17 protein-coding genes are annotated in these 20,402 nt (G+C 68.8%); 9 read left to right on the top strand and 8 right to left on the bottom strand.

What is annotated here, in order from left to right; all coding sequences use genetic code 11:
- The coding region (locus ACI3KT_RS14720) for a hypothetical protein (protein WP_404905185.1) at nucleotides 1–1,257 on the bottom strand (1,257 nt) is incomplete at its 3' end.
- Nucleotides 1,258–1,352: 95 nt separating this feature from the next.
- Here ACI3KT_RS14720 and mtrA point away from each other — a divergent pair.
- The 5 genes from mtrA to hpf all read left to right on the top strand — a co-directional run bounded on the left by mtrA (nucleotide 1,353) and on the right by hpf (nucleotide 6,982).
- The gene (mtrA, locus tag ACI3KT_RS14725) at nucleotides 1,353–2,033 is read left to right on the top strand and encodes an MtrAB system response regulator MtrA (RefSeq protein ID WP_292905377.1); all 681 of its coding nucleotides are present in this window, start codon (nucleotides 1,353–1,355) and stop codon (nucleotides 2,031–2,033) included.
- A 7-nt stretch (nucleotides 2,034–2,040) separates the two neighbouring features.
- Entirely contained in the window at nucleotides 2,041–3,732 is a 1,692-nt protein-coding gene (gene mtrB, locus ACI3KT_RS14730) for an MtrAB system histidine kinase MtrB (protein ID WP_292905375.1), read from the top strand.
- Nucleotides 3,732–5,450 (top strand): GerMN domain-containing protein, encoded by a 1,719-nt coding sequence (locus tag ACI3KT_RS14735; RefSeq protein ID WP_404905188.1) that lies wholly within the window; start codon nucleotides 3,732–3,734, stop codon nucleotides 5,448–5,450. Before mtrB ends, ACI3KT_RS14735 begins: the two co-directional genes overlap by 1 nt.
- A 106-nt stretch (nucleotides 5,451–5,556) precedes the next feature.
- A complete protein-coding gene (locus ACI3KT_RS14740) occupies nucleotides 5,557–6,231 on the top strand; it encodes a ComF family protein (RefSeq protein ID WP_404905191.1) in 675 nt (224 codons plus the stop codon).
- A 94-nt stretch (nucleotides 6,232–6,325) separates the two neighbouring features.
- Nucleotides 6,326–6,982, top strand: coding sequence for a ribosome hibernation-promoting factor, HPF/YfiA family (gene hpf, locus ACI3KT_RS14745; RefSeq protein WP_292905369.1), 657 nt, complete (start codon nucleotides 6,326–6,328; stop codon nucleotides 6,980–6,982).
- A gap of 98 nt (nucleotides 6,983–7,080) precedes the next feature.
- Here the strand turns inward: hpf and ACI3KT_RS14750 are convergent, their stop codons facing one another.
- The 4 genes from ACI3KT_RS14750 to ACI3KT_RS14765 all read right to left on the bottom strand — a co-directional run bounded on the left by ACI3KT_RS14750 (nucleotide 7,081) and on the right by ACI3KT_RS14765 (nucleotide 12,636).
- The gene (locus tag ACI3KT_RS14750) at nucleotides 7,081–8,400 is read right to left on the bottom strand and encodes a hypothetical protein (RefSeq protein WP_404905194.1); all 1,320 of its coding nucleotides are present in this window, start codon (nucleotides 8,398–8,400) and stop codon (nucleotides 7,081–7,083) included.
- A gap of 74 nt (nucleotides 8,401–8,474) precedes the next feature.
- Nucleotides 8,475–11,300, bottom strand: coding sequence for an FtsX-like permease family protein (locus ACI3KT_RS14755; protein ID WP_404905197.1), 2,826 nt, complete (start codon nucleotides 11,298–11,300; stop codon nucleotides 8,475–8,477).
- Nucleotides 11,297–12,019 carry an ABC transporter ATP-binding protein gene (locus ACI3KT_RS14760; RefSeq protein WP_404905200.1) on the bottom strand — a complete coding sequence of 241 codons (723 nt, stop codon included), beginning with the start codon at nucleotides 12,017–12,019 and terminating at the stop codon, nucleotides 11,297–11,299. Before ACI3KT_RS14760 ends, ACI3KT_RS14755 begins: the two co-directional genes overlap by 4 nt.
- A complete protein-coding gene (locus ACI3KT_RS14765) occupies nucleotides 12,019–12,636 on the bottom strand; it encodes a PadR family transcriptional regulator (protein ID WP_307295916.1) in 618 nt (205 codons plus the stop codon). The genes ACI3KT_RS14760 and ACI3KT_RS14765 overlap by 1 nt, the downstream gene beginning before the upstream one ends.
- A 166-nt stretch (nucleotides 12,637–12,802) precedes the next feature.
- Here ACI3KT_RS14765 and secA point away from each other — a divergent pair, with 166 nt between their 5' ends.
- The 3 genes from secA to ACI3KT_RS14780 all read left to right on the top strand — a co-directional run bounded on the left by secA (nucleotide 12,803) and on the right by ACI3KT_RS14780 (nucleotide 17,639).
- Nucleotides 12,803–15,604: a preprotein translocase subunit SecA gene (gene secA, locus ACI3KT_RS14770; protein ID WP_292905359.1), complete on the top strand. Its 2,802-nt coding sequence runs from the start codon at nucleotides 12,803–12,805 to the stop codon at nucleotides 15,602–15,604.
- 106 nt (nucleotides 15,605–15,710) lie between these two features.
- Complete coding sequence (locus ACI3KT_RS14775) at nucleotides 15,711–16,403, top strand: GntR family transcriptional regulator (RefSeq protein WP_404905203.1); 693 nt, start codon at nucleotides 15,711–15,713, stop codon at nucleotides 16,401–16,403.
- Nucleotides 16,404–16,412: 9 nt separating this feature from the next.
- Complete coding sequence (locus ACI3KT_RS14780) at nucleotides 16,413–17,639, top strand: pyridoxal phosphate-dependent aminotransferase (protein WP_292905355.1); 1,227 nt, start codon at nucleotides 16,413–16,415, stop codon at nucleotides 17,637–17,639.
- On the opposite strand, the gene ACI3KT_RS14785 is transcribed toward ACI3KT_RS14780, so the two are convergent.
- Nucleotides 17,563–18,798: a CpaE family protein gene (locus ACI3KT_RS14785; protein ID WP_404905206.1), complete on the bottom strand. Its 1,236-nt coding sequence runs from the start codon at nucleotides 18,796–18,798 to the stop codon at nucleotides 17,563–17,565. The genes ACI3KT_RS14780 and ACI3KT_RS14785 overlap by 77 nt on opposite strands.
- On the bottom strand, nucleotides 18,795–19,415 hold the full coding sequence (locus ACI3KT_RS14790) for an SAF domain-containing protein (protein WP_404905208.1): 621 nt from the start codon (nucleotides 19,413–19,415) through the stop codon (nucleotides 18,795–18,797). Before ACI3KT_RS14790 ends, ACI3KT_RS14785 begins: the two co-directional genes overlap by 4 nt.
- Before the next feature lie 97 nt (nucleotides 19,416–19,512).
- Here ACI3KT_RS14790 and ACI3KT_RS14795 point away from each other — a divergent pair, with 97 nt between their 5' ends.
- Nucleotides 19,513–19,788, top strand: coding sequence for a helix-turn-helix domain-containing protein (locus ACI3KT_RS14795; RefSeq protein WP_292905349.1), 276 nt, complete (start codon nucleotides 19,513–19,515; stop codon nucleotides 19,786–19,788).
- On the opposite strand, the gene ACI3KT_RS14800 is transcribed toward ACI3KT_RS14795, so the two are convergent.
- Nucleotides 19,776–20,387 (bottom strand): hypothetical protein, encoded by a 612-nt coding sequence (locus ACI3KT_RS14800; protein ID WP_404905211.1) that lies wholly within the window; start codon nucleotides 20,385–20,387, stop codon nucleotides 19,776–19,778. The genes ACI3KT_RS14795 and ACI3KT_RS14800 overlap by 13 nt on opposite strands.
- Between the last annotated feature and the right edge of the window lie 15 nt (nucleotides 20,388–20,402).

A 20,402-nucleotide genomic window follows, 5' to 3' on the forward strand; every position in this document is an offset into this window, starting at 1 on the left:
GTGCTGGGACGCGTAGGGGGCCGGGGCCTGCGGCGGGTACGGCAGAGGCGCTGCGGGCGGAACCTGCTGGGGCGCGTAGGGCTGCGCGACCGGGAGCTGGCCCGATTGAGCGCCGTACCCGTAGCCCTGCGACGCTTCGAAGGCCGACTGCGCCATCACCCAGTCGGGCACCTGCGCTGGCGGGGGAGCGCTGGTCACGGCGCGGCTCTCGTCGACGGCGAAGGGATCGCCGATCTTCTCCTCGGGCCAGCCCAGGTCACGGTGCTCGAGATAGGCGACGAGCGTCTGATCAAGCCCTTCGTAGCGCATCCGCGAATCGAGGTAGACGAGGGTGCCTGCGGTGCTCTGGACCACGAGCGTGATCGTCTGGATCACGAGAAGCAGGATCTGCGGGATCAGCAGAACGAGGAAGAACCCGAGGAGAGCCGACGGCTCCGGATCCCCGGTCGGTGTGAGGATGCCGCCGAGCATCCCGCTGAGCAGCGAGACAGGGAAGCCCACGACCTGCATCGCTGTGCCCATGATGGCGCCGATGATGAAGGTCACCCCGAACGCGACCCAGAAACGTCCGCGCGTGAGCCGCCACGACCGCACGAAGGCGTCCTTGAACCGGGCGCGCTCGAGCACGAGCGCAGAGGGCACGAGCAGCAGCTTGGTGCCGAGCCAGACGGTCAGAGGGATGCTGGCGACCGCTACGAGCACGATCACGATGACCACGCCCGCGATCATCCCGCCCTCATCGGCTCCGCTGGACGCCATGCCCATCACGATCGCGAACACGATCACGATGACCGCGAAGACCGCGAGAACCGACAGCGAAGAGAACGCGGCGAGCCGCCAGAAGGCGGGGGCCATGCGGCGCCACAGGCCGCCGAGCGAGGACTTCACGCCGATCGCGGCGAAACCCACCTCGGCGGCGACCAGTCCCTGCATGATCGAGGTGAATGCGACGGACGCGAGACCGACGGCGATGCCCGCGACGATGTTCATCGCCACGGTCCCCGCGAGGATCGCCCCGTAATCAGGCGAGGAGATCGGTACCGTCTGCAGACGCGAGAAGGTCGTGAACAGCACGAACCCCATGACCGCTGCGCTGAGCAGCACGGCCACGAGCTGCAGGACCACACCGAACCCGAACAGCACCTTCGGGTTGTGGCGCAGGGCGGCGAACGACTTGCCCAGCAGCATTCCGAAGGTCATCGGATGCAGCGGGATGATCCCCCTCTTCGGCGCCGGGGTCCAGGTCTGACCACTCACAGCACTCCCTCCGTCGTGCGCTCCCATCGTGTCATAACACGTCCAAGATGCGCAGACACGGGATGGCTGGTACTCGGTGCCATAAGGTAACTCTTATGACCTCACGCATTCTTGTGGTCGACGACGACACCGCGCTCGCTGAGATGATCGGCATCGTGCTGCGCACCGAGGGCTTCGAGCCGGTGTTCTGCGCCGACGGTGCGCGGGCCGTCGAGGAATGGCGCACGCAGCGACCCGACCTCGTGCTGCTCGACCTCATGCTGCCCGGTATGGACGGCATCGAGATCTGCACCCGCATCCGGGCCGAGTCCGGTGTGCCGGTGATCATGCTCACCGCGCGCAGCGACACCGCGGACATCGTCCGCGGTCTCGAAGTCGGCGCCGACGACTACATCGTCAAGCCCTTCAACCCGAAGGAGCTCGTCGCCCGCATCCGCACCCGTCTCCGTCCCACCCCGCAGACCGCGAGCGAGCAGCTCCGCGTCGGCGACCTCACCGTCGATGTCGACGCGCACGAGGTCCGTCGCGGCACCGCACCCATCGCTCTGACACCGCTGGAGTTCCAGCTGCTGGTCGCCCTGGCCTCGAAGCCGCAGCAGGTGTTCTCGCGCGAGATGCTGCTCGAGCAGGTCTGGGGCTATCACTACAAGGCCGACACGCGTCTCGTGAACGTGCACGTGCAGCGACTGCGCGCCAAGGTCGAGCTCGATCCGGACAATCCGAAGATCGTGATGACGGTGCGTGGCGTCGGCTACCGCGCCGGGAGCGTGGGCTAGGCGCAGGATGGTCGCGACGACGGCGACGACCACCGCGGCGGTCGCTGCCCTCAGCGACTGGCGTGGCTGGCCGACCGCGCTCGCCCAGCTGTGGCGGCGTTCGCTGCGATTCCGCACGCTCAGCGTCACACTGCTGCTGACGGCGTTCGCGATCTTCGTGACGTGCGTGACGATGGCTCTCGTCATTCAGAACGACCTGTTCGAGTCGCGCCGCAACGAAGCGCTCGAAGACGCCCTGCGCGCGGTCGATTCGGCTCAGGCGATCCTCGACTCCGCGGAGATCGGCGACGACCCTGCCGCACTGTCCGAGCTGTGGGACAGCATTCAGAGGGACCTCGCGCGCAACTCCACCGCGGTCGGGATCACGGGCAGCCGCATCGAGATCGAGCCCGATGCCGACGTGGCGACCGTGCGTCTGAACGGCTTCACGGCCGGTCTCAGCATGAACCTCGTCTCGCCGGCCCTGAGCAACCGCGTCGTCGAGTCCCCCGACTTCCAGTTCTACCAGTCGGTCGCCCTCGACGTCTCCGGTCAGACCGTCCCGGGCATCATCGTCGGACAGCAGCTGAACGTGCCCCAGGCCGGCCCCTTCGAGGTGTACTTCTCCTACGACCTCGCCGACGCCGACCAGACGCTGTCCTTCGTGCAGCGCACGCTGTGGATCGCCGGAATCGGACTGGTCGCCATCGTCGCGGCGATCTCCTACGTGGTCCTGAGAACGGTCTCGACCCCGATCATCGAAGCGGCCGAGACCAGTGCGCGACTCGCGTCGGGTGATCTCGAGGTGCGCATCGAAGTGCACGGCGAAGACGAGCTGGCGACCCTCGGCCGTTCCTTCAACGCGATGGCCGACAGCATCCAATCGCAGATCAAGGAGCTGGGCGAGCTGTCGCTCGTGCAGCAGCGCTTCGTGTCCGACGTCTCGCATGAGCTGCGCACGCCGCTCACGACGATCCGGCTGGCCGCCGACATGCTCAACGATCAGCGCGAAGACTTCGACCCCATCATGGCCCGGACCGCCGAGCTGCTGCACACGCAGGTGCAGCGTTTCGAGACGCTCCTGTCCGATCTGCTCGAGATCAGCCGCTACGACGCGGGCTCCGTGCAGCTCGAACTCGAGGCGACAAGCCTCGCGCACCTCGCGGAGGACATGATCGATCAGATGCGACCGCTTGCGGAAGGGCACGGCACCGAGCTGAGGCTCGTGGCCCCCGGCGGGTACTCGCCTGTCGACATGGACCCTCGGCGGGTCAGGCGCGTGCTGCGCAATCTCATCGGCAACGCGATCGAGCACGGCGAGGGTCGTCCGGTCGTGGTCACGGTCGACAGCAACCAGAACGCGGTGGCGGTCGGGGTGAGGGACACAGGTCTCGGAATGGAACCGGCGGATGCTGAGCGCGTATTCGACCGATTCTGGCGCGCTGATCCGTCGCGCCAGCGCACGATCGGCGGCACCGGTCTCGGCCTCTCGATAGCCCTCGGCGATGCGACCCTGCACGGCGGTACGCTCGCGGTGTGGTCGGAGCTCGCCGTGGGGACGAACTTCGTGCTCACCCTGCCTCGGCACGACGGACGTCTGGACGGGCCGTCTCCGATTCCGCTGGAGCCGCAGGACGAAGAGCGCGATTTCGACGACGCCACGCAGCCGATAGAGCTGGCCGACATCCCGTCGCACCTGTTCGACGAGGGGAGTCTCTGATGCGCGCCGGTGTCTCTCGGGCTGTGGGAGCACTCGTCGCCGTCATCGTGCTCTTCGCACTGGCCGCGTGCAGCGGCCTGCCGACCAGCGGCGACGTGAAGTCGGGGCTCGCGCTCGGGGAGTCGCCCGACGAGCCCGACATCCTCTTCCTCGCCTCCGGTCCGCGTGACGGAGCGGGCCCGCGGGACATCGTCGACGGATTCATCGAAGCGGGGATCACGCCGGCCGACAACTGGCTCGTGGCGCAGAGCTTCCTCACCCCCGATTTCCGGACCGAGTGGAGCCCCAGCGCCGGAGTCCTGATCGATGCGAGCGCGGATGCGCGCCTGCTCACTTCGGACGCACCCGCCGACGACGACGGGGAGAACGGCGACACGGCCCACATCCAGGTCAAGATCGATCAGCTGGCGATCGTCGACCAGACGGGTGCGTACTCCGAGACGGCGGGGATGACGACACTCGAGTTCGTGGTCGTGAAGACGGCAGGGCAATGGCGCATCTCGAAGGCGCCCGACGGCGTCGTGATCGATCGCTCGCGGTTCCAGCGCGTCTACGACGACTATCCGCTGCAGTACTTCGATCAGTCATGGAGCCGCCTGGTGCCCGATGTGCGCTGGCTGCCACGGCGCGCCACGGTCGCGACCACGATCACGCAGTCGCTGATCGAGGGGGCTCCGAGTCCGTGGCTGCTGCCCGCCGTGCAGACGGCCTTCCCTGCGGATGTGACGCTCGCGCGCGACGCGGTGCCGATCGATCCCGACCAGGTCGCCGACGTCGCGCTGAGCAGGGCAGCCCAGAGCCTCGATCCGACGACGCTCGCCCGCATGCGCACGCAGCTGCAGGCCACTCTGGAGGCCGCGGGCGTGCACGTCAGCCAGGTGCGCTTCAGCGTCGACGGACGCAGTCTCGACGCCGGCGTCGTGAAGGTCGTGGACGATCCGGCGGATGCCGGAACCGTGGTGCTCAAGGACGGCGCATTCGGAGCGGTCGTCGGCACCGAGATCACGCCGATCGACGGCATCAGCGACGAGATCCTCGGCATCTCGCAGCCGATCGCTGCGGTCGACATCGCTGCCGACGAGACGCGGGCGGCCGTGCAGCTGGCCGACGGGCGCGTGTTCATCGCGGCCGACGGACAGGTAGACCTGCTCGATGACAGGGCGGGCCTCGTCAAGCCCTCGATCGATCCGTACGGCTACGTCTGGAGCGTCCCCTCGACCACGCCGTCGCAGGTGATGGCATGGCGCGGAAAGGACACGTCGAGCACGATCGCCGACGCGTGGCCGACCGCCGCGGGTGTGTCCGGCATCCGCGTGTCGGCAGACGGGGCGCGGATCGCTGCCATCGAGACCATCGGAGGGGAGCGCTGGATCTCGGTGTCGGCGGTCATCCGGGATGAGACAGGCATGCCCACCGCGCTCGGAGAGCCGAAGCCGCTGACCCAGCTCACGGGCAGCGCGTCCGTTGTGGTGTGGCTGGGACCCGACCGTCTGGGTGTGCTGGTGGAGCAGGACGGACCGAAGATGCTCACCCAGATCGTCGGAGGCACGGGGACGATCGAGACGGCGCCCGCCGCGGCCGTCTCCCTGGCCGGGGCGCGCAGCTCGTCTTCGGTGCGGGTGTTCACGGCGACAGGGTCGCTGTTCTCGCGGAGTGGATCGGCATGGCGCGAGTCCATGACGGGCGTGTCGCTCCTGGCGACGAGAGCGGGTCACTGAGCACTCCTCCTGCACATTCCGCGCGGAGGCGTCGGCTCTGCACAGGAGCCCTCGATCGCGCGCGGTGGGACGGGCGCCCTGCACGCGTCGAGGGGATGATCGGCGGATGCCGACATCCACGCGCTGGCAGGCTCTCCTCTCCGAGCTCGGCGCCTTCGTGCTCGCTGCGACATGTGCGGGCTGCGACGAGCCCGGCGCGCTCCTGTGCGACGCCTGCCGCAGCGAGGTGCGACCCGAGGCGATCGATCTGCGCACACCTCGTGGCCTGCCCGTGCGCGCCGCCCTGCGATTCGAGGGCGTGGTCGCACGCTGCATCCGCCGTCTGAAGGGCGAGGGCGACACCATGCTCGCCCGGCCGCTCGGGGCGGCGCTCGGGGCCGTGCTGCTGCCGGAGCTGGGCGACGGCATCCATTCCGTGCCCGTTCCGACCTCCTCGGCAGCTTTCCGGCGGCGCGGATACCGTGTGCCGGATCTGCTGATCTCCCGTGCCGGTGCTGAACCGTGGAGTCTCCTGCACCACCGGGGCCGTCATGCCGACCAGCGAGGGCTGACGGTGCGGGAGCGCGCCAGGAACGTGCAGGAGAGCATGTATACGCGGCGAGAGGGGCGGGGAGCGAAAGTGGTGCTGGTCGACGATGTCGTCACGACCGGAGCCACGTTCGACGAGGCTGCGCGGGCGCTCACCGCGGCGGGCTTCGACGTCGTCTGCGCGGTGGCGCTCGCCGCGACCGAGCGTCACAGGGAGCGCACTGCGAATCCACCGACGACACGGAGGAAATGAGTGGTGACAACCGCGTGCGAGCGGACTACGGTTGGGCAGAACAAGGCGACCACGGTCCGCCCTTGGCCGGGAGGACCGGGACAAGGAGGCAGCAATGGAAACAAGCATCGTTGGCGTCGGGGTGGGTATCACCGACCGCTTCCGAACCGTTGTCGAAGAGAAGATCGCCAGGATCCAGACGTTCGCGTCACGCGCGCTGCGGCTGGATGTGAAGGTCACCCACCGTGTGTATCGGAACGGGCACGTACCTGACGAGACGGTCGAGCTGACGCTCGTCGGCAAGGGCCCCGTGGTCCGCGCCGAAGCCACCGACGGCGACAAGTTCGTCGCCCTCGATCTCGCCGTCGACAAGATGTCCGAGCAGTTGCGTCGGGCGAAGGAGAAGCGAGTGGACGGCCGCCAGCATCCGCGCGGCGCGCACTTCGAGAAGGGCAGTGGTGCCCTGGAGGGAATCGACGTGCAGCCGGCGTCGGTCGAGGTCCTGCACGCCGTCGCGACCGGCAGCATCCCGGTGCAGAACGACGAGGAAGAGGCGTACTCGCCGGTCGTGATCCGCACCAAGAGCTTCGACGCGGAATGGATGACCGTCGAGGAGGCCGTGGACCGCATGGAACTCGTCGGACACGACTTCTTCCTGTTCGTCGACGTGCGAACCGATCATCCGAGCGTCGTCTACCGCCGCAAGGGCTGGGACTACGGTGTGATCGCGCTGAGCACCCAGGCGCCACCGTCTGAGGCTCTCGCCTCCTGACCGCTCGACAGAAACGGCTCGGCATCCCGCGGGATGCCGAGCCGTTTCCGTCTACCCTGACTCGCGGCCGTTGCTGAGACGGGGCTGCGCAGGCGGGGTCAGTCGAACATGCCGTCCAGGAGGCTGCCGATCACGAGCCCCCCGAGGATGCCCGAGGCGATGTCGTTGCCGCCGCCGCGCCGACCGCCGCCCCAGCCTCCTCCTCCGCCCCAGCCGTCATCCTGCGGGCGCGAGGAGTCGATGTCGCGCTGGGCCAGCTGCAGCGCCTCCGAGGCGAGGTGGGCGACACGGCGGGCGGCCGCGAGCGCCTCCTCGCGCGTCTCCTCCGCGGGGAGCAGGTCTGCGAGGTCGACTCGCAGTCGCTCGGCCTCAGCCAGACGGGTGCGCGCGTCGGCGCCGATCCATCCGCGGTGGCCCGCGATCAGGCCGCGGGCGACGCCGAGCTGGCGATCCGCGTCGTCTATCGCGTGCTGCACCTGGGGGATGCTGGGCAGCGGATTCTCCGCACGGTACCGTGCGGTGGCGATCGCCTCGTCGAGGGCGGTGTTCGCAGCACGCAGCTGGGAGAGCTCGGCGAACGGGTCTCCGGGGGAGCCGGCGGGGGAGAGGGCCTCAAGCGCCTCCTGAAGCGCTGTCACGGCGGCCGCGACCGCGGGCGTCTGCGGGGCCGTGCGCGCGGCGATCAGGTCTCCGCGCGAATCGGCGACCACCTCGGCGAGCGTCGACTCGGCGCGCAGCGCCTCGATCTCGAAGTCCTCGACCGCGTCGAGGAGGGCGGATGCGCGACGGGTGGCCTCGGTCGCTGTCTCGAGAGCGAGATTGGCCTCCTCGTTCTGCTTGGCGGCACGCCGTCGTTCGGACACGTCGGCGCCGTGCGTGGCGAAGGCGATGAGCTGCTCGGCCTCGGCTGCCGACGCCGCGATCTGGCTCATGGCAGACGGCGCGTAGCGCGCGGACAGCCGGGCGACGGCGTCGCCGGTCTGCGGGATGCGTGCGCTCAACGCCGCGGCATCCGCCCGGACCTGCGCGATCACCTCGGGAGCTCGACGGACCTTCGCGACGGATTCGGCGAGAACGGAGGTCTTCTCGTCGAGCAGGTCCTGGGCCCAGTCGCACAGCTGCGCGATGCGGGCGTTGCGGGTGCGCAGCTCTTCCGGAGTGTCGGGGATCTCGTCGTGGTTGAGCTGGTGCAGCTGGAAGGCTTCGCGCATGTGGGTGCGCACGGCCGCCAGCGCCAGACGCAGATCGGCGGTGAGCGATGCGCCGAGTTCGGCCTCGGCGAAGTCGAGTTCATCGGACGTCGACCGGATGCGCTCGTCGGTCTGAACCAGAGCCTGCTCGGCACGCCGAGCCAGATCGGCGTCGTGAGCTGCCAGCTCTTCCTGCTCGCGCTTACGTCTACCCCAAATTCCAGCCATGAATCGATCCTAGACAGCGGAGCGGATGAGCAGGCTGTGCATCCTTCGGGAGCGGGGCCGGTTCGCTCAGAGCGTCAGGTGATCACTGTGCGGCGAGTCAGCTCGGGCCGCCGCGGAGTCACCAGCCAGCTGACCACGGCGATCGCAAGCGGAAGGGCGACGGCGAGCGCCACGAGCACGGTCCACGGGATGTCGGAGGCGAGCAGCATCCCGCCCGACTGCATCGCGATCCCCAGCGGGGGAAGGATGCCGGCCACGGCACCCGTGAGCGTGCCGAAGCCGGCGATGATCAGGCCCTGCCAGAAGCCGATGCGTCGTCGCAGTCCGTCCGAGCCCCCGACCGCCGACACCGTCGCGTCGTCGGGGCGGCGTTCGAACCTCGCGAGGCTGAGGGCGACCGCGCTCGCGCCGAGCACCAGGGTGGCGACGGCCGCGATGATGGGCGCCATCCACAGGGTGTCGTCCGGCGGCCCGTCCTCCCATCCGGCCGTGAGAGTCCACGACGACGTGCTCAACGTCTCGGCTTGCGCTCCGAGGCGATCGCGCATGTCCAGCGGCACGGCGGTGTCGAACCCGGCGATGACGAGCCGCGGAGCCGTCGTGATCCCGAGTCGGTCCGCCGTCTGAGGCGAGATCGCGACGAGCACGGGCTGAAGCGGGAGATCGAGCGAAATCGCCGGCAGTCGCTCCGTCCACAGCGGCGGCTCCCACGCCGGCATGGCAGGAGACTCGCGCCAGATGTTGCTGGGCAGCGCGCCGTCGACGGCCTGGGCCCACGTCCACGCAGAGATCTCGAGGGTCTGCTCGGTGACGAAGCGCGGATCCGCGGAGATCGCTGCGCCGTCGCGATACGCCGCGAGCTGCGCCGACGTCAATCTCACACCCAGCGCGGTCTCGATCTCGTCGGCGTCGATCACCGAGATGGGGTCGCTCGGGTCCTGGCTGCCGGTCATGAACGACCGATCGCTGTCGATCAGGTACTCATCGGGCAGCAGCGCAAGGGCCCTGACGGATGCCGACGGCATGTCGTCGGCATCCGCCGACCACGGTTCCGGCTGACGTTCGACGACGGCGATCCTGCGGGAGCCCGAGGCATCGGCGAGATCGAGCGCCGCCGCGCCGGCCTCGTCGATCTCGTGCTCGGAAAGGGGGGTGTACTCGCCGCCGGTCCCGGTCGGCACGTACGTGATCGCCATGCTTCCGACGGGAGCCTGGTAATACCAGTTGCGCGCCGACTGGCCGTTCTGCATGGCCACGCCGCTCAGCGCGAAGACGCCGATGAACACCGTCGCCCCGATCGCACCGAAGGCGGGAACCGAACGCGAGGCGTTGGCCGCGGCGTCGCGGGATGCGAGGCGCGCGCTGAGACCGATGCGCGAGAACAGGCGCGCGGTGGTCCAGAGCAGCCAGCGGCCGGAGAGCACGACGCCGAGCTGCACGACGATGGGGCCGATGATCACGCCGTAGGGTGGTGCTGTGCGCAGCGGCGAATCCCACGCGATCGACGGGTCGATGACGGTCAGCGCCACTGCGGCGGCGATCGTGACCGCGAGGCCGACGACGACGAGCACCGAGCCCCAGATCGGATGCGACGGCCGCGCGCGCTGCGGGCGACGAGCGCCCCGCAACGCGCTGAGGACGTCGGAGCGGGCGACGGTGTGCGCGGGGACGGCGGCGGATGCGGTGCCGACGAGGACCGCCAGGGCGACGATGGCGAGGACCATCTCCCAGGGCAGGTGGAGTCCGGGGAACTGCGCTGTGGATCCGTTGTCGACGACGGCCAGGACGGCGGCGCCGGCGCCGATGCCGACGACGGCGCCCACCACGCCGGCGGCGATTCCGAGGGTGGTCCCCTGAAGCAGCACGATCCGGCGCAGATCGCTCGCCGAGGCGCCGACACTGGCGGCGACGGCGAGAGCGCGCTGCTGGCGTCGCGCCGAAACGGCGAATGCGGCGCCGGCGAGCATCACGACGACGTAGGCGGAGAAGAGACCCGCGGCCCCGAGCATGATGAAGATCGACCAGCGCGACGACCAGTAGTCCACGCGCGCCCCCTCGGCGTCGGTGCCGGACATGTCGGGCGGATCCAATGCCACGGCACGGGAGAACGCGACGACTCCGTGCTCGTTGAGTTCCTCGACCTCCTCCCATGAGAGTTCATGCTCGGGCAGATACCACTTCGGCTCACCGCGCACCTCGACCGAGGCCGGGAGGAACAGCGCGGGGACATCGGAGGGGAGCACTGCGGCGGACATCGTGCCTGTCACGGTCAACGATCGTGCGGGATCGGCCAGCTCGACGGTGTCGCCGATGCGCAGACCGAGCCTGCTCAGCGCGGCAGGAGTCGCCATCATCTCGTCCGGGCCCGTCGGCGACCGTCCGTCGATGACATCGAAGCGTCCGGCGAAGCGTGGCTCCCATGTGTACCCGGTCCACGCCTGGATGCTCGTGACCCCGTCAGGGGTCGCGACGCGCACGTTCGCCTCGACGACCTCGATGGACTCGACGTCGTCGGGCAGCAGGGTCGTCGGATCCTCGACGCGTTCGCCTTCCGGGCCCGCCCTCATCGTGGCGGGATAGCCGAAGAACTCCGGCTGCGTCGGCGCCTGCCACAAGCCGTTGCCGGGCAGCCCGCGCACTCCGATCCACGCCTGCGTCCGCCCAAGCTCCGTAGCCACCTGTTCGGCGGGCGTGGCGATCGTGCTCGCTGCGACGACCGTGTACGCCGTCATCGTCGCGATCGGCAGCATCATGAGCGCGCCGATCAAGAGGCTCGACGGCAGGGTGCGCCGCACCTGTCGTCTGGCCAGCCTTGCGGCGACCCGCCAACGCGCGGCCCACGCGCCTCTCGCCGGTGCTGCGTCTCGCGACGCCCCCGGCGTCTCGAGGCGCGACGTCATCCCGCGGGCTCCGTGAGCAGGATCTCCGCGTCATCACGGCGGGTCTGGTCGACGATGCGGCCGTCGCGGAGGAAGACGATGCGGTCGGCGAAGGCGGCATGGCGGGCCTCGTGCGTGACGAGGATGCCGGCTGCTCCCGCATCCACTCGTGCCCGCAGCATCCGCAGCACCGATTCGCCCGTCACGGAATCGAGCGCTCCGGTCGGCTCGTCCGCGAGGATCAGGCGGCGGCTGCCGACGACGGCTCGAGCGATGGCCACGCGCTGCTGCTGTCCGCCGGAGAGATCGTCGGGAAAGGCGTCGAGTCGGTCGCCCATGCCGACCGACTCCAGCGCATCACGGCCGGCACGGTGGGCCACACGACCACGGAAGCCGTCGAGTTCGAGGGGCAGCGTCACGTTCTCGATCGCCGTCAGCGTCGGGATGAGATTGAAGTCCTGGAACACGAAGCCGAGCGACCGGCGGCGCAACTGCGCCAGCTGAGCAGGAGACTGCTCACTGAGGTACGCACCCTCTATGATCACCTCGCCGGTCGTCGGCTTCGCGAGTCCACCGGAGATCGACAGCAGTGTCGACTTGCCGGATCCTGAGGCCCCCATCACGGCGACGAGCTCGCCGCGGCAGACCTCGAGATCGACGCCGGACAACGCCGAGACCGCGGTCGCTCCCTGGCCGTACTGCTGCGTCACCCCCACCAGGCGCAGCACCGTGTCGGTCATCAGCCCCGCTCTGTCCCGGTGAGAGCGGCTTCAGCCTTGGCGGGCCGCCCCCGTTTGGGTCGGTCTGCCGTGAGCTCCAGCCCCATGGCGTGCCGCGGATGCAGGGAGAGCCGCTGTTCGGTGTGATCGAGCCAGCGCACCTCCGCCTCGGCCGCGAAGATCATCGAGTCGATCACGAGGGCCCATGCGAGCTCCTCAGGGCCCTCGGGATCGCTGCCCGCGTACTTCGCCCGCTGGAGGGTCTGCAACTGGGTCAGCGACGCCTTGCGCTGCGTCTGGATCACGGCCGCCACATCGACACCCGGGAGCGTCGCGGCCACGGCGAGCTTGATCGCCAGTTCGTCGCGGGTCGCCTGTGTGCGTACGACCGGCGAGGAGAGCCAATCCGAGACCTCGGCGGTGCCGGCATCCGTGATCTCCCAATAGACGTGACCCTGCTCGTCCGCCTCACCGCGTGCGACGAGCCCGTCGCGCTCCAGGCGCTCCAGGGTGTTGTAGATCTGTCCGACGTTGAGGGGCCAGGTCGAGCCGGTGCGCCGGTCGAACTCGTGACGCAGTTGGTACCCGTAGCACGGGCCCTGATCGAGGATGGCGAGCAAGCTCTGACGGACGGACATGACGACCTCCTGAAGTCATTTCTCAGTATATAGATACGCGGAATCCTTCTCACCATCTGTATGCAGGCGATCTGCAGGTCACGGCCCGGTAACATGAGCAAGGTATGCCCGTAGCCGGCCCATGGCGGCCCGGGCGGTTCACCCATCCGACAGGGAGATGACATCTGTGGCCAATCCTCTTGAGAAGCTGCTGCGTGCCGGTGAAGGGCGCGTCATCCGGCGCCTGAACCAGGTCGTCAAGGCGGTGAACGCCCTGGAGGAGGACATCTCCAAGCTCACCGACGAGGAGCTGCGCAACGAGACCACCGAGCTGCGTGCGCGCTACGCGGCGGGCGAGACTCTCGACCAGCTCATGCCCGAGGCCTTCGCCGCGGTGCGCGAGGCGGCCAAGCGCACGCTGGGCATGCGCGCCTACGACGTGCAGATCATGGGCGGCGCGGCGCTCCACCTCGGCAACATCGCCGAGATGAAGACCGGTGAGGGCAAGACGCTCGTCGCGACCCTCCCGGCCTACCTCAACGCGATCGCGGGCGAGGGTGTGCACGTCATCACCGTCAACGACTTCCTGGCCTCGTACCAGGCCGAGCTCATGGGTCGCGTGTACCGCGCCCTCGGTATGACGACCGGCATCATCGTCTCGGGGCAGACCCCTGCGGTGCGGCGCGAGCAGTACGCCGCGGACATCACCTACGGCACGAACAACGAGTTCGGGTTCGACTACCTGCGTGACAACATGGCGTGGCGCAAGGAAGACCTCGTGCAGCGCGACCACTTCTTCGCGATCGTCGACGAGGTCGACTCGATCCTCATCGACGAGGCTCGCACGCCGTTGATCATCTCCGGTCCGTCGTCAGGGGAGGCGAACCGCTGGTTCGCCGAGTTCGCGAAGATCGCTCGCACCCTCGTCGAGGGCGAGGACTACGAGGTCGACGAGAAGAAGCGCACGGTCGGCGTTCTCGAGCCCGGAATCGAGAAGGTCGAGGACTATCTCGGCATCGACAACCTCTACGAGTCCGCGAACACTCCGCTGATCTCCTTCCTGAACAACTCGATCAAGGCGCTCGCCCTGTTCAAGAAGGACACCGACTACGTCGTGATGAACGACGAGGTCATGATCGTCGACGAGCACACGGGCCGCATCCTGGTGGGACGCCGATACAACGAGGGCATCCACCAGGCGATCGAGGCGAAGGAGGGCGTGCCGGTCAAGGCCGAGAACCAGACCCTCGCGACGGTCACGCTGCAGAACTACTTCCGTCTCTACGACAAGCTCGCGGGAATGACCGGTACGGCCGAGACCGAAGCCGCCGAGTTCATGTCGACCTACAAGCTCGGCGTGATTCCGATCCCCACGAACCGGCCGATGATCCGCAAGGACCAGTCCGACCTCGTGTACAAGAACGAGACGGCGAAGTTCGCGCAGGTCGTCGAGGACATCGCCGAGCGTCACGCCTCCGGCCAGCCCGTGCTCGTGGGCACGGTGAGCGTCGAGAAGAGCGAGTACCTTTCGCGCCTGCTCGCCAAGAAGGGCGTCAAGCACGAGGTGCTCAACGCGAAGAACCACGCTCGCGAGGCTGAGATCGTCGCCCGTGCCGGTCGTCTGGGCGCCGTCACGGTCGCGACGAACATGGCAGGCCGTGGAACCGACATCATGCTCGGCGGCAACGCCGAGTTCCTCGCCGTGCAGGAGCTCAAGTCGAAGGGGCTCGACCCGGTCGAGACGCCGGAGGAGTACGAGGTCGCCTGGGACGAGACCTACGAGGCCACGAAGGCCGTGGTCGCCGAGGAGGCCGAGAAGGTCATCGAGGCTGGCGGTCTCTACGTGCTCGGCACCGAGCGCCATGAGTCGCGCCGCATCGACAATCAGCTGCGTGGACGCTCGGGTCGCCAGGGGGACCCGGGTGAGAGCCGCTTCTACCTCAGCCTCACGGACGACCTCATGCGGCTGTTCCAGTCGGGTGCGGCCGAGGCCATCCTGAATCGCACGAACTTCCCCGACGACGTGCCGATCGAGTCGGGGCTCGTCTCCCGCGCGATCCGCAGCGCGCAGTCGCAGGTCGAGGCGCGCAACGCCGAGATGCGCAAGAACGTGCTGAAGTACGACGACGTCCTCAACCGTCAGCGCGAGGCCATCTACGCCGACCGCCGTCACATCCTCCAGGGCGACGACATCGCCGACCGCGTGCAGCACTTCATCGAAGATGCGATCACGGGTGTCGTGAACGACCACACCGGTGAGGGCCACAACGAGAGCTGGGACTTCGATGCTCTCTGGACCGAGCTCAAGACCCTCTACCCGGTGAGCGTGACGATCGACGAGGTCGTGGCTGAGGCGCAGGGTCGTAAGGGCGGCATCACGGCTGAAGGGCTCACACGCGAGCTGCTCTCCGACGCGAAGATCGCGTACGAGAAGCGTGAGGAATCGCTCGGGGAGGCGGCGACGCGCGAGCTGGAGCGACGCGTCGTGCTGCAGGTCCTCGATCGCCGCTGGCGCGACCACCTCTACGAGATGGACTACCTCAAGGACGGCATCGGACTGCGTGCGATGGCTCAGCGCGACCCGCTGATCGAGTACCAGCGCGAGGGCTACTCGATGTTCCAGTCGATGATGGGGCAGATCAAGGAGGAATCGGTCGGCTACCTCTACAACCTCGAGGTCGAGGTCCGCCGTGCCGGCGAGACCGAGGCGACAGAGGTCGAGGCCAAGGGTCTGGCCGATGGCGCCGGAGATCAGCGCCTGCAGTACTCGGCGCCGGGCGACAACGGCGAGGTCGAGGTGCGCAACGATCGAGGCCAGGTGCAGCAGGCGGCGACCGATCGGCTCCGCCAGGCCGCTGCGGCCCGTCAGGCCGACGCGCAGCCCGAGGCCGAGGCTCCGCGCGGAGCCTTCGGCCAGAAGACGGATGCCGCAGCTCCGGCCGCGGCAAACCGCGAGCAGCGACGCGCCCAGGGCAAGAAGAAGAAGTAGTCGCACAGACGCAGTCGAGGGCCGGTCCGTGAGGATCGGCCCTTCTGCATCCGCCCCGACCAGGCACCTGGGCCGGCCCGGGGACGGGCAATGGAAGAATGACGGGATGAGCACTGCAGAAGAGCCCATCCTCGAGTCGACCCGGGTGGCCGACTGGCTGCGTGACGCCATCCTCGACGGGGTCCGCTCGCCGGGCAGCAGGCTGATCGAAAGGGATCTGGCCGCGGAGTTCGGCGTCAGCCGCGTGCCTGTGCGGGACGCCCTCAAGATCCTCGAGGGAGAAGGGCTCATCGTCCTCCGCCCCCGAACATGGGCGATCGTCCGCGAGTTCACGGCATCCGACATGGCCGATCTCGATGAGGTGCGGTCCGTGCTGGAGCCTCTCGCCTTCCGCCTCGCGGCCGAGCGCCATGATCGTGACGGACTCGCTCGGCTGCGCCGCGTCCTCGAGAAGGAGAAGAGCAGCGCAAGAGCTGAGGATCCGATCACCTCACGGCGTGCCGCCGCGGACTTCCATGAGGCCGTCACAGAGCTCGCCGAGAATCGCCTCCTGCAGGATCTGATGAGGAGCATGCGCAGCAAGCTGCGCTGGGGGCTTTCCCAGCACGACGATCTGATCCACGTGACCGACGAGCACGAGGCGCTGTACGAGGCCATCACGATGCGCGACGGCGACCGGGCGGAGGCGCTGGCCATCGCTCACATCGACAGCGGCCGACGCGAGCGCGAGGCCCACGAACTCGCACTGCGCGGGGCGTCCGACGCGGGCGTGAAGAGCGAGGGTGCATCTCGGCGCTAGGCTTGGGCGATGACCCCATCGCGCCACTTCGATCAGTCGTCGAAGCTCAAGAACGTCCTGTACGAGATCCGCGGAAACGCCCTCGTCGAGGCGGCGCGGTTGGAAGCGGAGGGGCACCGGATCCTCAAGCTCAACACCGGCAACCCGGCGATCTTCGGTTTCGAGGCTCCCCACCAGATCGTCCGCGACATGCTCGCGTCTCTGCCCACCGCACACGGCTACAGCGACAGCAAGGGGATCATCTCCGCGCGTCGCGCAGTGGTCAGCCGCTATGAGGAGATCGAGGACTTCCCGCGGTTCGACCCGGACGACGTCTACCTCGGCAACGGTGTGTCCGAGCTGATCACGATGACCATGCAGGCCCTGCTCGACGAGGGCGACGAGGTACTGATCCCTGCGCCCGACTATCCGCTGTGGACGGCCATGACCAGCCTGGCCGGCGGCACCCCGGTGCACTACGTGTGCGACGAGGATGACGAGTGGCAGCCCTCTCTCGACGACATCCGATCGAAGATCACGCCGCGTACCAAGGCGATGGTGATCATCAATCCGAACAACCCGACGGGAGCGGTGTACTCGAGGGAGATCCTCGAAGGCATGGTGCAGATCGCGCGCGAGCACGAGCTGCTGCTGCTCTCGGATGAGATCTACGACCGCATCCTCTTCGACGATGCCGTGCACATCCCCACGGCGACGCTTGCGCCCGACCTCCTGTGCCTGACGTTCAACGGCCTCTCCAAGACGTACCGGGTCGCCGGCTACCGTTCGGGCTGGATGGTGCTGACCGGTCCGAAGTCCCACGCGAAGGGCTTCATCGAGGGCATCACCCTGCTCGCCTCGACCCGACTGTGCCCGAACGTCCCCGCGCAGCATGCAGTGCAAGCCGCCCTGTCCGGCGTGCAGTCCATCGATGCGCTGATCGCGCCCACCGGACGTCTGCACGAGCAGCGTGACGTGGCGTGGGAGGGGCTCGAGGCGATTCCCGGCGTGTCCTGCGTCAAGCCGCAGGGGGCCCTCTACGCTTTCCCGAGACTCGACCCGAACGTGCACGAGATCCGCGATGACGCCAAGTTCATCTACGACCTCCTGGTCTCCGAGCACATCCTGCTCGTGCAGGGCACCGGCTTCAACTGGCCGACGCCCGATCACTTCCGGGTCGTCACGCTCCCTGAACCGCGCGTGCTGGCCGAAGCCGTCGAGCGGCTCGGGAACTTCCTCTCGAGCTATCGGCAGTAGCGCTCGCCGTCGGTGAGAGCCGGGCGGCCAGACGACGGATGCCGGCCACCAAGGGCGACCGGGGGACGACGTCTGCGATCGGCCGCGCATGCAGCAGCGCGGCATCCGCCGCACGCTGATCGAAGGGGACGAAGACGACGTCGGCGACGCCGCCGAAGCGCTCGAGCGTGCGGCGGATCTGGCCGCGGGCATCGAGTCCGAGCGGGCCGGCGCGCAGCTGGTTCACGACCACCACGACGGGAGTCGGCCCGGTGAGACGTCGAAGCTCGGCGTGATCTCGCAGGAACCGGCTGATCCCGAGAGGATCCGCCGAGGCGACGGCGACGATCGTGTCGGCCTCGGCGAGAGCGGCGGCGGTCGCAGCGTGGCGACGAGGGCCCGTGAGGTCGTACGTGGCCTCGTCGTCGGCGTCGAAGGCGGCGGAGACGTCGACGACCGTCTCCTCGGCCCATCCGCGGCACGCCTGCAACGCGGCCGAGAGACGGGATGCCGATAGTTCGGGCCAGCGGCTCGGACGGTTGATGCCGCCGAGCACGTCGATCGAACCGCCGCTGGTGTCGACGGCCGTCGCCAGCCGGGTGAGTTCGTCGGGATCGAGGGCGCCGAGCTCGGCCCGACGGCACGCCGCCGCGATGCCCGGGTCGTCGTCGCTGAGCCCCAGTAGAAGAGCGATCGACGGTGCGACGGTGTCGGCGTCTACGAGCGCGGTGCGTCGGCCGGTGCGCGCCAGCTCGACGGCGAGCTGGATCGACAGCGTCGAGCGTCCAGGGGCGCCAGGCGGCCCCCATACCGCCGTGATGCGGTGCGGACGAGGGGACCCAGGCTGGTTCGTGCGCGGAGCGTCCGCGAGGAGTGCAGCGGCGACCTCCCAACCACGGGCGGACTCGGGCAGGGGTTCGCTCAGACCGTAGCGGGCGATCAGTCGGGGGTCGCCGTCGCCGAGCGGGACGATGCGCACACCGGCTCGATCGCATGCGTCGACGAGAGCCGGGGTGAGGACCGCCCTGCTCGCCGTGACAACGACCACGTCGATCCCCGAGCGAAGCGGGAGGACGGCGCCTTCCGGCACCACCGCCACGACCTCGACGTCCTCGAGGTCGAGCTCGGCCGCGAGGGCCGCCGATCTCGGCTCGGGGAGGGCGAGCAGGACGCGCATCATGGCGTCGATCCCACGGGCACGACGGACAGAACGGAGCCGCCGGTGATCGCGGCGAGCACGTCGGCGACGTCTGCGCGGTCGATCACGACCTCGACCGTCGTCGCATCGCTGTCGAGCATCCCCTCCGCCTCGACGACGGAGCTGACGATCACATCTCCGACGATGATGCGCGGGGCGTCGTAGCTGCGGCCGTCTTCCCGCGGCGGAGCCTGCCACAGTTCGACCATCGTCCCGGCGGCGACCCCGGCCGGTATGCCCGTGCTGCTCTCGACGACGATCGTCGTGGTTCGGCTGGACTCGGCTTCACCCAAAGCGGTCGTCGGCACGAGTTCTCCTTCTGTCAGCGTTCTGGAGGCGACCATTCCGGGTTCGAGATCCTGCGGGGCGAGGTAGCCGGTCGTGAGCTGGCCGAGCCCGACCTCGACCACTTGGAAGTCGGCCGACACCAGTGCCTCGCCCTGCACGATCGTGCGGCTGGCCTGCAGCACGGGCGTGGTGCGACCGGCTGACGACACGATCAGCCAGACGCCGGCGATGGAGAGGGCCACGAGGACGATCCCGATCACGAACCGGATGTCGGCCCAGAACGCCGGACGCCGGCGCGAGAGGAATGTCATGGCCTCATGGTCACAGAAATCGCGCGTCCGGCTCGAAAGTTATCCACAGGTGGTGGTGCGCGGCCGCGCGCCGGCCCGGGCGGGGGAGAATGGTGGCATGCCTGGTTCCTCGTCCGCCCCGCGCTTCCTTGCGCCCGCCCAGGTCGCTGAGCTCCTCAGCATCGAGGTCGACGAGGTGATCGCACTGGTCTACGAGGGCCGTCTCAGAGGCTCCCAGCTGGGTTCGCCTGCACGGTGGCGCATCGAGGAATCCAGCCTCGCCGAGTATCTCGCCGAGCAGTCGGAGGAGGCGAGGCGGATGGCGCTGTGGCGGCAGGCCAACGAGGCGAGCTTCCCCGAGGTGTGGGGGCCATCCGCGCCTCAGGGCATGTGATCTCCGGCCGTCTGGACGGCGACGACCGCGTCTAGCGGGACGATCAGGAAGCCTGAGACGGCGCTTGCGAGCCGCGCACTTCCCGGTTCGTGCTGGGCCAGATCGAGATGGTCGGCGCCGGCGCGGTCGATCGTGCCGTGCAGCTCCTCGCCGTCCGCCGTGCTGACTCGCACAGTGGCTCTGCGACGCGCGAGATCGCGCAGCACGAATCCGAGTGTCATCCGCTCCCGAAGGGCAGCCGACTGCTCGCTCTGCTCCTCGAGGCTCGTGAGGAGCATTCCGTGGTCGACGGCGATGCCGCGAACAGCGTGCAAGGGGATGATCCTGATCGACGTCGCCACCCGGGGGCCGTCGGACACGACATCGGACGCGGCGACCCAATCCGCGCCGAGCGCGACGAGACGCACGGGAAGCCGATGGACGCCCGCGAGCGTGAGCACGGCCGGAGCCCCTGCGGAGCACAGCATCCGCAGCCTGCTCCGGAGGTCCAGACGCGAGATCCGCAGGCGCTCGGACTCGGCGTCGAGCGCCGCCCGCTCGGCCTCCCACTCGGAGGCGAGCTGGCCCTCGAGATCCTCGAAAACTCGGTCCCATCGCATTCGATAGAGCGTAGG

This window comes from Microbacterium sp. ZW T6_19 (assembly GCF_044987465.1).
GTDB lineage: Bacteria > Actinomycetota > Actinomycetes > Actinomycetales > Microbacteriaceae > Microbacterium > Microbacterium natoriense_A.